Source organism: Dubosiella newyorkensis, from assembly GCF_001945605.1.
GTDB classification, from domain to species: Bacteria; Bacillota_I; Bacilli_A; order Erysipelotrichales; family Erysipelotrichaceae; genus Dubosiella; species Dubosiella newyorkensis.
The window spans coordinates 77074-88935 of the sequence record NZ_MPKA01000062.1; the positions used below are offsets into that span (position 1 = coordinate 77074).

15 protein-coding genes are annotated in these 11862 nt (G+C 40.1%); 5 read left to right on the top strand and 10 right to left on the bottom strand.

Annotated features, from left to right (window positions below; all coding sequences use genetic code 11):
- Positions 1-32: 32 nt before the first annotated feature.
- Together pyk and pfkA are read right to left on the bottom strand one after the other, a co-directional pair.
- Positions 33-1454 carry a pyruvate kinase gene (gene pyk / locus BO225_RS05845; RefSeq protein ID WP_076341321.1) on the bottom strand — a complete coding sequence of 474 codons (1422 nt, stop codon included), beginning with the start codon at positions 1452-1454 and terminating at the stop codon, positions 33-35.
- A gap of 40 nt (positions 1455-1494) precedes the next feature.
- Positions 1495-2457 carry a 6-phosphofructokinase gene (gene pfkA, locus BO225_RS05850; RefSeq protein ID WP_076341322.1) on the bottom strand — a complete coding sequence of 321 codons (963 nt, stop codon included), beginning with the start codon at positions 2455-2457 and terminating at the stop codon, positions 1495-1497.
- A 162-nt stretch (positions 2458-2619) separates the two neighbouring features.
- Here pfkA and BO225_RS05855 point away from each other — a divergent pair, with 162 nt between their 5' ends.
- Entirely contained in the window at positions 2620-3051 is a 432-nt protein-coding gene (locus BO225_RS05855) for a DUF5684 domain-containing protein (RefSeq protein WP_076341323.1), read from the top strand.
- Between the two features lie 49 nt (positions 3052-3100).
- Here the strand turns inward: BO225_RS05855 and BO225_RS05860 are convergent, their stop codons facing one another.
- The 8 genes from BO225_RS05860 to BO225_RS05895 all read right to left on the bottom strand — a co-directional run bounded on the left by BO225_RS05860 (position 3101) and on the right by BO225_RS05895 (position 10215).
- Positions 3101-3691: a cytidylate kinase-like family protein gene (locus BO225_RS05860; protein ID WP_076341324.1), complete on the bottom strand. Its 591-nt coding sequence runs from the start codon at positions 3689-3691 to the stop codon at positions 3101-3103.
- A complete protein-coding gene (gene bcp, locus BO225_RS05865) occupies positions 3691-4152 on the bottom strand; it encodes a thioredoxin-dependent thiol peroxidase (protein ID WP_076341325.1) in 462 nt (153 codons plus the stop codon). The genes BO225_RS05860 and bcp overlap by 1 nt, the downstream gene beginning before the upstream one ends.
- Before the next feature lie 114 nt (positions 4153-4266).
- Complete coding sequence (locus tag BO225_RS05870; protein WP_076341326.1) at positions 4267-4482, bottom strand: hypothetical protein; 216 nt, start codon at positions 4480-4482, stop codon at positions 4267-4269.
- Positions 4483-4585: 103 nt separating this feature from the next.
- Positions 4586-5386, bottom strand: coding sequence for an Rpn family recombination-promoting nuclease/putative transposase (locus BO225_RS05875; protein ID WP_076341327.1), 801 nt, complete (start codon positions 5384-5386; stop codon positions 4586-4588).
- Positions 5387-5494: 108 nt separating this feature from the next.
- Positions 5495-7612 carry a sortase gene (locus BO225_RS05880; protein WP_076341328.1) on the bottom strand — a complete coding sequence of 706 codons (2118 nt, stop codon included), beginning with the start codon at positions 7610-7612 and terminating at the stop codon, positions 5495-5497.
- Between the two features lie 902 nt (positions 7613-8514).
- Positions 8515-8838 (bottom strand): hypothetical protein, encoded by a 324-nt coding sequence (locus BO225_RS05885; RefSeq protein ID WP_076341329.1) that lies wholly within the window; start codon positions 8836-8838, stop codon positions 8515-8517.
- 315 nt (positions 8839-9153) lie between these two features.
- Positions 9154-9360, bottom strand: coding sequence for a hypothetical protein (locus BO225_RS05890; protein ID WP_076341330.1), 207 nt, complete (start codon positions 9358-9360; stop codon positions 9154-9156).
- 24 nt (positions 9361-9384) lie between these two features.
- Positions 9385-10215 (bottom strand): helix-turn-helix domain-containing protein, encoded by an 831-nt coding sequence (locus BO225_RS05895; RefSeq protein ID WP_076341331.1) that lies wholly within the window; start codon positions 10213-10215, stop codon positions 9385-9387.
- Positions 10216-10346: 131 nt separating this feature from the next.
- On the opposite strand from BO225_RS05895, the gene BO225_RS05900 reads away from it, so the two are divergent.
- The 4 genes from BO225_RS05900 to BO225_RS05915 form a co-directional block, all read left to right on the top strand.
- Positions 10347-10631 carry a hypothetical protein gene (locus BO225_RS05900; protein ID WP_076341332.1) on the top strand — a complete coding sequence of 95 codons (285 nt, stop codon included), beginning with the start codon at positions 10347-10349 and terminating at the stop codon, positions 10629-10631.
- A 34-nt stretch (positions 10632-10665) separates the two neighbouring features.
- Positions 10666-11205 carry an ATP-binding protein gene (locus BO225_RS05905; RefSeq protein WP_473213611.1) on the top strand — a complete coding sequence of 180 codons (540 nt, stop codon included), beginning with the start codon at positions 10666-10668 and terminating at the stop codon, positions 11203-11205.
- Positions 11166-11453 carry a transposase gene (locus tag BO225_RS05910; protein WP_076340276.1) on the top strand — a complete coding sequence of 96 codons (288 nt, stop codon included), beginning with the start codon at positions 11166-11168 and terminating at the stop codon, positions 11451-11453. The genes BO225_RS05905 and BO225_RS05910 overlap by 40 nt, the downstream gene beginning before the upstream one ends.
- Positions 11454-11533: 80 nt before the next feature.
- The coding region (locus tag BO225_RS05915) for an IS3 family transposase (protein WP_143356701.1) at positions 11534-11862 on the top strand (329 nt) is incomplete at its 3' end.

An 11862-nucleotide genomic window follows, 5' to 3' on the forward strand; every position in this document is an offset into this window, starting at 1 on the left:
AAACCTCCAAGCGGAGGTTTGGTCTAGACAAATTAGATTTGTACGATTTTCATCATGTTCGTGTTGCCAGATCCTACTGGATAGCCGGCTACGACGATAATATAGTCGCCTTTGTTGAAGCCATGAACTTGTGCGATCGTACGCGCTAAGTTGACATCGTTTTCTTGCGTGTTTTGCGTTGAAGAAAAGTATGGAACGACTCCAAAGACTGGCAAGATCGCGCGTTGTGTAGCGCGGTCAAAACATACAGCGATGATTGGCGCTTCTGGACGGAATTTCGCCAAACGTCGGGCTGTATTTCCCGATTGCGTGAACGCCACGATACATTTGACATCGATCGCTAGCGATGTATCGGCTACCGAGATCGCGATCGCGTCGTTCATCGTGCGGCGGCTCGATTTGATTCCCGATTTCAAACGTTGTTTATATGGGATCATCGGCTCGATCGCGTAGGCGATCTTAGTCATCGTATGTACAGCTTCGACTGGATAGTGGCCGGCTGCTGTTTCGCCTGAACACATGATGGCATCTGTTCCATCCATGATGGCGTTGGCGACGTCGCTTGCTTCTGCGCGCGTAGGGCGTGGATTTTCTTGCATGCTTTCTAGCATATGAGTCGCTGTGATGACTGGTTTTCCCATTTCGTTGGCGATCTTGATCATTTGTTTTTGATAGATCGGCACATATTCAAGAGACACGTTGACACCTAGATCTCCACGAGCGACCATGACTCCGTCGCTGACTTCCAAAATATCGCGGAGGTTGTCGAAGCCTTCTTGGTTTTCGATCTTCGGAATGATTTGGATGTTGTCGCGGTTCTCATCGATCAAGATCTTGCGGATCGCGAGGACATCTTCTCTGCGACGAACAAAGCTTGCGGCGATATAATCGACATCGTTTTGAGCGCCAAAGCGGATATCGGCTTCATCTTTTTCGGAGATGAATGGCATACTTAAAATAATGCCTGGCAAATTGCATCCTTTGCGGCTCTTCAAAAAATGTGGGTTGGCCACGGTTCCGACGATCTTCTTGCCTGTTTCGACTTCTGTGATGTTGACACGCATTTTTCCATCGTCCATTAAAATATAGTCGCCAGGTTTTACGTCGTTGAACACTTCTGGGCAGCGAAGGGTGAATTTTTCTTTCGTTCCTTCCACTTCTTCCGGGACGATCGTGACTGTGTCGCCTTCAACAAAATCAACGCCGCCATCTTTGAAATCGCCTAAACGAATTTCTGGTCCTTTTGTATCTAAGAGAATGCCGATCGGTGTTTGCAGTTCTTTCGAGACTTGGCGGATGAGCTTGATCCGGTTCCCTTGTTCTTCATAGTTTCCATGAGAGAAGTTTAATCGCGCGATGTTCATTCCTTCTTTGACAAGCTGTACGAGCGTATCATGGTTTTCGCTCGCTGGCCCTAATGTACAAACGATTTTTGTCTTTTTTTCCATATACATCCTTTCTTCAAATATACCTTCCTAAAAACTTAAGCCTATTTTATCCTAATCGTTCAAACAGATTTGTCAATGGTTTTCTTGACATTGCTGGCATAACGAGCGCTTCTTCGATCGGATAGGCCACAATTTTATTTTCACGGATCGCGACACACTGTCCGCCAATGCCTTGCATCAGTAGATCGACGGCTTTTTCACCCATTTGAGAAGCGAGCATACGGTCGAAAGGACATGGGGAGCCTCCTCGTTGGATATGGCCGAGGACGGTCGCTCTTCCGGAGAAGCCGGTGTTCAAGGAGATCTTCTTGGCGAATTGATGTACGTCGGTGATCTTCTCGCTCATGACGATAATGGCATGTTTTTTCTTGCGAATCAAATCTAAGTCTCTAAGACGGTCCAAAATTTCGTTTTCGTCAAATCCGGTTTCGCTGGTGACGACGATTTCAGCGCCGCAAGCGATGCCTGCCCATAAGGCGAGGTCTCCGCATCGGTTTCCCATTACTTCGACGATCGAGCAGCGGTGGTGCGAATTCGATGTGTCCCTGAGCTTATCGATCGCATCGACGATCGTCTCTAACGCGGTTTGAAAGCCGATCGTAAAATCGGTGCAGGTAATGTCGTTATCGATCGTGCCTGGAAGGCCGATGCAGTTGATGCCCATTTCGGTAAGCGAAAGAGCGCCTCGATAGGAGCCATCTCCTCCGATGACGACTACCGCTTCAATGCCGCGCTTTTGCAGCTGGCGGATCGCTTTTTGGCGGACTTCGATATCTTTAAATTCAGGAAGTCTGGCCGATCCTAAAATCGTTCCGCCTCGATTGACGATCTCGCTGACATCTTCGCTTGTCAATGGTTCGATATAGCCTTCGACCATGCCTTTGTATCCATTATAAATACCAAAGACTTCAAGTCCAGCGTTGAGGCCGACGCGTGTGACAGCGCGAATGGCGGCGTTCATGCCTGGGGAATCGCCTCCGGATGTCAAGATACCAATTCTTTTAATCATAAGTATAACCTCCATCCCTTATTTAGGTCGTTATTCTCCTTAACTATACCACAGTTCGATCGTTTTTCGATATGGTACGAACGCTTCTTTTCTTGGAAGCATCTAGATAGACTTCCTTATTTTGGCACCCTACTATTGAATTATATTAAGGAGGTCATTATCATGGTCAATTCAATGTATTGGATATTAGGTATCGTTTGGTATTTGCTCGTCGTGATCGGCGCTTGGAAGATGTTCGAGAAGGCGGGCGAAGCTGGATGGAAGGCGATCATTCCGATCTATAATATGTATATTGTCTTCAAATTTGCTTGGCAGACGATGTATTTTTGGGTTTGGATTGGTTTGGCGATCGTGGGGGCTTGGTTCACGTACGCTTCGTTTGGAGATTCTGTCGGGTTCATGTATTACGCTTCGTGGATCATCAATTTCGTGCAGCTTTTGATTGCATGCAACTTGGCGTTTCGTGTCAGCGGATGTTTTGGACATGGGATCTGGTTCGCGCTTGGTTTATATTTTTTCCCATTCATTTTTACGATCGTTCTTGGATTTGGTTCTTCTCGGTATGTAGGAGAATACAATTCATTTACCGCGTAAAGGAAAAGGACATTCGAGTGTTTGATCTCGGATGTCCTTTCTTTTGTGTTTAGAGGCATTCTTGGATATATTTGGCGAGGCCAGGAATGACTTCTTTGATTTCGATATGGGTCGTGTTGAGACAAAGGTCGTAATTTTCTTTTTCTCCCCATTTGGTGGGCGCGATCATTTCATGGATCTTTTTGCGGTTTTTGTCGACGTCTTTGATCTTACGGACGAGTTCCTTATCGGTGAGTTTTTCTTCTTCCGGTCCTTTGAGGCGGCATCGTTTGACTTTGGCTTCCATGCTCGCGTAGACAAAGATCGAGAATGGGTGTTGGTCGGCCAAGATTTCGGCGCATCCATGGCCTACGATGACGCAGTCGCCTTTTTTGGCGAGTTCTTGAATGATCTTTTGTTGCGAGACAAGGATGTCGATTTGTTGCTGATTGTAGAATGTATGGCCGAATTGATTGGCGACAAGCGTGATAGCTCGTTCGGAGACTTCGTTGACGAAGTTTTCATTCATGCCTGTTTGTTTGCAGATTTCTTTGATGATTTCTTGGTCGTAATAGGCGAAATCCAGCTCTTCGGACAATCGTTTTCCGATTTCTCTTCCTCCGCTTCCAAATTCTCTAGAGATAGTGATGATTTTTGGCATTAGAGATCCTCCACAAGTTTGAGCATTTGTTCTGGATTTTGTTGGGGTTTTACTTTTTCGAGCGCTTTTTCGATATTCCCTTCTTCATCGATCAAATACGTGCTTCGCACGATTCCGATATATTTTTTGCCATACATGCTCTTTTCTTTCCATACGTCGTATTGCTCGATGACTTTATGCTCGGGATCGGATAAGAGTTCGAAAGGCAGCTGATATTTTTCTTGGAATTTTTTATGAGACGCGACCGAGTCTTTCGAGACACCTAAAACGATGGCGTCTTTTTCCATGAAGTCTGGATAGAGTTCTTTGAAGGCGCATGCTTGCTTGGTGCATCCGCTCGTGTTGTCTTTGGGATAAAAATATAAGATGACTTTTTTCCCTTTGAAATCGGAAAGGGATACGTCCTTTCCGTCTTGGTCTTGTAATGTAAAGTCTGGGGCTTTGGTTCCTACTTCTAACATAGTATTACTCCTTTTTTAAATAGTACCATGCTTAAAAGAAAAAGATAAAGAAAAGGATTGAAAAGTCTTTCATTTCACTACATAAATGTCAAAAAGGGATTGGTTTTTCAATTTTCATTGCATTGTCGCTTTGATTTTGTTTATGGTTTCTTCAGATACATTCAATGCGCGCATGATCGTTTTGGCATCGAATTTTTCTTTCAGCATATGAAAGATCATGTTTATTTTTTCTTCTTCTCTTCCTTCTTCTCTTCCTTTTTCTATTCCTTTTTCTATTCCTTTATTCTCTGCTTTCATCATCAAGTTCTGAAGTTTTGCATTCACCTGCACCTTGTTTTCCTCCTACACTTTATTTCTGTATTACATACTTTATTGTTCATACAATAAAGAGAAGCCTTTCTAAATCGGTCAAGATCGGACTTCTCTTTTTTTCTTATTTCATCGTCGCTTTGATTTTGTTTATGGTTTCTTCAGATACATTCAATGCGCGCATGATCGTTTTGACATCGAATTTTTCTTTCAGCATATGAAAGATCATGTTTGTTTTTTCTTCTTCTCTTCCTTTTTCTATTCCTTTATTCTCTGCTTTCATCATCAAGTTCTGAAGATTCATGTTCAACTGCATATTTCCTTCCTCCTCTTCTTTTAGATATTCCGCTCTTTCTTTCAGCACTTCATACTTCATCGTTTCCGGATCGGATGCTTTGATATCGTTCATGAGGTCTTTCAATCTCCAATCTCCTTCATAATCGGCATTGAGAATGAGTAGATGCTGTCCATCATTCAGCTCGTTTCCATCTTCGTCTTTCATCGTATAGTGATACATCGGCTTATGTTTTTTGATCGGATCGCCTGCGCAAATAAAGATCACATACGCTTCATGCAGCGTATCATACTCTTCGCCTCTTCGGATCATGTTTTGATCGATGTTTCCTAAATAGTATCGTCCTCTTTTTGGGATATTCTCGTTAGGAAGAAACTGGAATTCCACATCGTATTGATTTCCTTCTCCATCTTCCGCGAAAACATCGAGCCGAGATGTTTTGGAAGTCATGCTCACCATCACATCTTGAATATGAACGCTTTTGACAACAAGATCGGATCGGTCGAGGATCTTTCTCAAAATAAACTGGATCCCTTCAGGAAAATCTTTAAAAAAACAATTCATATAGACGTCGTCGAACAACGAAAAATCTTTGATGATTTGTAAAAATTCTGCAGCAATACGAGCCATAACGCGATCCCCTTTTCTATCTTCATTTTATAATACGAGTTACTTTTTGACAAAAGAAAAGAGAAGTCTTGCGGGAGTGGTTCGTGCAGACTTCTCTTTTGAGGTGTTTTAGGAAACGAGTCTAGCTCGTACGGCGACTCGATGGACTCCATAAGGCGTGCAGGTAAATAAGGTCAGCCCATATTCGGAGTCGACCATTCGGTCGACTTCACTAGGCTCTAGGATTTCGACTTTCTCGATTTTGTATTGGTAGGAGGAGGTTGTGGTTTGAATCGTGATCGGATCGCCAAATCCTAGTTGTTGAATGCGTCCAAAATGGCTGTCGGCATTGTGGGCGCAAATCACAAGATGGTCTTCATCGCTCGCGTATAGGCATGGGTATTGGTCCATCGCTTCTTGCGAATAGGTGGATAATACGGGGAGTTCGAGTGTGGGTATGAGCGGTTGTCCAAAAAAGCGGGGGTCGCTCTTTTGTTCTTGGTGGCGGTCGGTGATTTTGGCTTTGTTGGAGAGGGTCGCTTCGTTTTCTACTTGGGTTATGTTGGTGTATTGGATGTCGATTTTCGTTCCTTTGGGGAGGGGTTGTTTTCCTGTGATTTTAAAACTTTTGGTTTGTCCTCTTTCGTCGATGTCGGTCCATTCGAAGGTGAGTTGTTCGCTTGTAAAGCCGTTTGTGGTTGGTTGGTTGTTGGTCGTGTTGAATTTGGTTTGTATTTCTTTGATGAGGGCTTCTTTTTGTTGGTTGGTGTAGTGGGTGTTGCTTCCTCCTTCGAGTTGGTCGGTGATGGTCCAGTTTTTTGCGAGCGATCCTTGGTCAAGGTTGATTGTCAAAGTCCATTCTGTTTCATAGTTGTTGTCTTTGGTCAGTGTGATTTTGTTTCCTTGTTTTTTGAGGGGTTTGTAGGTGTGGGCTTCTTCGATGTAGACGCTTGTTTCTTGTTCGATCGTTTCTTCTCCTTTTTCTAGGATGGCTTTGTTTAGGGTTTGTTGGTTGTTGATGAGCACTTCGGGATCGGTCGTATAGGTGATTGTGTAGGTGTTGGTGTTGTTTTGTTCGAATGTGTGTGGGAGCGTGATCGTGTCTTGTCCATCGAGGGCAGGTTCGATTTTGGCTTGTATTATTTTTTCTTCTTGGTTGAATTGGTCTTTGAGGGTGTATCCTTTCAAGTTTTCTTTGTCTTGGTTGAGCTGGATGGTCCAGGTGATCGTTCCGTCGTTGTTTCTTTTTCCTGTTTTTTCGAGGATGTTGCGGGTAAAGGTGATGACGGGTCCATAGACGTTTATGGTTTGATTTCCGTTTTGGGTTTCTACTAAGTTTTGGATTTGGTTGGTTTCGTTGTTTTTTAGTGGGTCGCTTAAAACATTGTAGGTAATCGTGTATGTTTGGTTAGTTTCAAGGGCGGGCAATTGTAGTTGAAAGGTGTTGTTTTCGAAGGTAGGCGTGGCTTGGATGGTTTCATTGTCTTTTTTGATTGTAAAGGAGGTTTGGTCGTAGCTGGCTTTTCCTTCTTTGAGTGTGTCTACGATCGTGATCGGTTGTGTGTTTTCGTAGGCTTGGATGCGGATCGTGTATTGCGCGGTCGTTTCGTTTATTTTTTCTCCTTCTTTTTGAACGTAGAGTGTTCCTGTTTCTGGGTCTGGGTCTGGGTTTGTGTTTGGTTTGGTCAGTTGGTGTTTGATCGTATCGGTGAATGGGACGGTTTCTGTTTCTTGTCTGAGCTGGATTTCGCTTCCGTTCAATTCGAAGTTCAAAGAGCCGTAAATAGTTTTGGTTTGGTTTTCTGTTATAAGATTGTCATTATAAGTAAGGGTGATGTTTCCGTTAGTATCGATCGTATACGTTCCTACTTCTGTATTTCCAGATTTGATGGGTCCTGTTCTTTGGGTGTTTATCCGGAATTGGCTTGGAAGCGTATATAGGCATTGGGTTTTGTTTGTGTTGAGTGTTTGGGCGGGCAGTTCATAGTCGATCGTGAGTCGGTATGTGTTTTCGGGTTTGATTTCAATGGGTTGTTGGGAGTCTAGTGGTTCAAAGTTGGTGTCGTATTGGCGTTCGACTTCCCAAGAGATCGTGTTGATATGGCCATCTAAAGGATGAAGGGAGTTCTCTTCTGCGTATGTTTGTAGGGGCGAAAAGAGGGTGTAGGTTTGAAGCAAAATCACCACGATCCAAATGATCGAGGTCTTGATCTTGCTGGCAAGACATGAATAGGATGGGTGATTCATAAAATTTCCTTTCATAAAAAAAACTCGGAAAGACGCTGTCGTTCCGAGGGTGATGCTTATTCAACTGAGAGGTAAAGCAAAAATCCACATCGAACGACTTCTTCGTCATCTGTTTCGATAAGTATTTAAAAAGGCGAAACAGCTAGACCGGTGTTTCGCGAACGTATCCATTTGATTGATTCTCTTCCCTTTCTCATCAAACTTCTTATTCAAAACACACGATCTACGAATCGAGTTCTTTGTTCATTTTCATTGTATGCGTTTTCAATAAAAGTTCTACTCTAAACATAGTAATGATGTAACAATTACCATTCTTTCCTGTAAAATGACTTATTCGGACATATCTTCTCGATTTTTTATTGAATTTTTTGCGAATATGGAGCGATTTAAGAAGAAATTTGGATCATATTTTTTTATAAATTAGCGTAAAAAAAGATGCCAAATATGGCATCGTCTTGGTTTATTTTTCTAAAACGATTTATGGATCCTATTTGGATTTTTAATTCGTTTTTTTCTTCAAATCTAACCTTTTAGGTGGCTTTTTTGATTCTAAAATGAATCAAATGTATGAAACAATATAATACATTTTACCAATATATTTTGATAGTACGTTCAGTTTTAATTCAGTTGGTGATGATTGTTTATCTAGTTCGATCTATGTGGTTTGTTTTTCAGTCGTTTGGACCATGGACGCGTTGGAATGATCTTTTCCTTCATTCCCTTTTGTTCATTCTTTCATTTTTGTGCGTGAATGTTCATGATTCTTTTACCAACACTTTTTACCAACACTTTTTTTACCGCCATCTTTTACCACCACTTTTTTGATCGCTGATAAATATAAGAACAGTCTAATTCTCTTTCCAAAATCGCATCTAGTATTATATTCGTGTCATCTAAGACCTTCATAATTTCATAAGTCTTTCTTGCAGAGCCTCTTCTCCATAAATATTAGGAAACGCTCCAAATAAGGATTTCATATCTTTTACTCTTTCATCTTTTGACACTATTTCAGATAGAATCAATTTTGCTTCATTTTGATCTGAAAAGTTAAGCGTCCTCAATTTGTTAGCTTTTTCAGACTCAATCATCATTTCATCAAAAAAAAATTTGATGATTTCATCTCTACACGCAAACGATGAGAATGTATCCGATAATTCTTCCGTAGAATGCTCGCCTCTCAACAACAATAAGAGGGCTAACTCTATTTCTACTTTGTTTTCCAGCACTTTTAAATCCTTTCCATCGATCTCTTGAAGTCGCTATTCGTGCGTACAGGATAAGGATTTGGAATTCGTTCAGCAAGAGTGTTCATAATTTTTTGAATTCGTTTGGTATCTTCAAAATTCTTCAAAACAAATCTTTCATCAAAACTCGATGCTGCCATAATTGATTCCTCTTTTCAAGTTGATTTTAGTATAATTTTATTATTATATTCAAACATTCCTCTCTTTTCAAGGTTCTAGAAACAGTAGAAATCTCTCAAGACTTAGAATAAATCAAAACATTTAAATCACGAATCAATAAAGTTGAAGTTTTATTCCTTATTTCTTTGCATATGAATTTCCAATTAATTGCGACAATCTTTGATCAACTTCCTGTATAGTCGTAATACGATTCAATGCTAAAAAAGGATCTCTTCTATCATTTTTACCTTCTTTTTGATTCATTTTCTCTTCTATTGGAAGAGAATTAATTTCCTCTACAGAAAGCCCAGTAATTCTCTTGCTTATTTCATTTAATTTAAGCATTTTAATATTTCCTCTTTCTCTAAATTATTTCTTCATATCGCTTTTATAAGATTTACAAACCATTTCTAGCAAGTGTTCTTCCAAAAGAACTTCGTCAATCAATCGAAAATATATTTTTTGTAACTCATATTCAGTTACTTTTACTTTAAAATCATAAAAATCTTGATCTCCAAAATCATGGTCAATTGCTTTATTGACTAGTTTCATCACTTGTACTAGATTTTCTATAGGTTCTATACCATTTTCTTTAAAATCGTCTATTGAGCCATATTGATCATCTGTACCAATAGTATATTTTAAAGCCTGCTCGAAAGTTTCTTTATCTATACTACTTTTCAATCTGTCTAATTCTAAAGTCCGATGCTCCTTTAGAAAAATATTTTCCGCTTGTTCTTGTAACGATAAAATAAACTCATGAAAGCAATTTGAAGTTATTAAAAATTTTAATGTTTTTGCCAATTCAGATTTTTTATATTTTGAGAATATTCCTATTTCACCAGAGGAAATACTTTTTATCTCTTTCGCTGTTTTTTCATCTATTCCTAGAAGCTGGCAAGCTTGTTCTAATTGAAACGTTTCGAAATTTGTTTCTCCTGTTAAATAACCAACGGAAACGCCAAACATATCCGCAATCTTCACCATAGTTTCATATTTTGGAAATCCAATATCGTTATTTATACCTTCCTTATCTGGCTTTCGCACTCGTAACCAACGACTTACATTAGCTTGTGTGCAATTCCCATATTTTTCTTTATATTCTTTTAAAAATGATTCCTGAGTATATCCCTTTTTCTTCATTAAGAGTTTTAACCTCGTTGTCCATATTTTGGCTTTTTCGTTTAATATATCATTCATAATATAAATTCTCCTTTAATTTTCATATTTTTATATATTTAATATTTCATTATTTTTATATTGTCATAGATCAGAATGTTTGTTAAGATGATGCCGTAAAAGTAAAACTCGCAGAAACAAAGGAGGTATATATGAACACAATAAATGATTCAGGTGTAACTGCAACAATCTATAGTGAACCTAGTACTTTTAACTCCGTAGCTCTTACTATGATTACTGATGCTTTTCAATCTAATATCAAAAATACCCAAGATACTTTAGAAATAAAAAAGAAATTAATTGAAAATGATCCAGATTTATCAACAAAGGAAAAGCTATATGAGTATGATAAAATTAATAAACAAGCTAATTCCGATAACTTTAAAACTTTATTTCTTATATTGGGTGCGGCCTACATAATAACATTATGTACATAATATCCTGTTATATAAAGTAGTAAAAGAAATAAATATAGAAAACGCTCATTTTTATGATTCTTCGGCCAGCATGGAATCCATCAACTATGATCCGGAAAGAAAATTGGATCGATCTCAAATGGAAGAACTGGCAACGAACAAATATCTCGAAAAAGGATTGAACGTGATCTTTGTCGGCGCCTCCGGATGCGGAAAGACCTGGCTGTCAAACGCATTGGGTGTTCACGCATGCAGAGATCGAAAAACGGTATTGTACATTCGCCTGCCAGAACTGTTCTCCAAATTCGAAGAAATGCGGATCCAAGGGAAATATAATGAATACCTGAAGAAACTGGGAAAATACGATTTTGTCATCCTGGATGAATTTCTATTAAGATCCACAAGCGAAACAGAACGAAGCGATCTGCTAGAATTGATGGAAATCCGGTGCAATGGGTTTAGTATAGGATGTGTGCACAATAAACATCTGAAAACGCAAGTGGTAGAATGTCATAAGAAGAACAATTTGAATTCCAGAATGAGGAGGAATGAAAAATGGCAAAGCAATATGACAAAGAATTTAAGGAACAGGTGATCCAATACGTGCTCGATCATCCAGACCTTGCCTACACCCAGATCGCGCAACAGTTCGGAGTCCATGACACAACAATTGGAGGATGGGTAAAAAGCTATAAAGAGCATGACGATCAAGTCGTCGTAAGAGGATCCGGCAACTATGCCAGCGATGAAGCCAAAGAGATCGCCCATCTTAAAAAGCAGCTCAGAGATACCCAGGACGCGCTCAATGTATTAAAAAAAGCAATCAGTATACTCGGCAAGTAACGGCTCGTCTCCTCTATCGATCGGTCCAGGAATACAAAGAGAAACATCCCAAAGCATCGATAGCGGGTATACTGGCTATATTGGAGAAGAGCCCTTCCGGCTACTACAAGTATTTAAGATCAAAACCATCCAAGACAAAAGTCCGACGGGAAAAAACAAAAAAAGCAATCGTCAAGATCTACAACGATTCGCACCAGCTGTATGGCTCGCCCAAGATCGCAGAGATCCTGCACAAGAAAGGGATCCAAGGATGCCAGAAGTATGTCTATTCGATTATGAAAGAAGCCAATATCAAACCGAAATATCTGAAACACAAGATAAAAACGACCATATCTAAAGGGAATGATCGAAAACTTCACAATCTTCTGAAAAGACAATTCAATCCAAAAGATCCCGACAGTGTATGGTG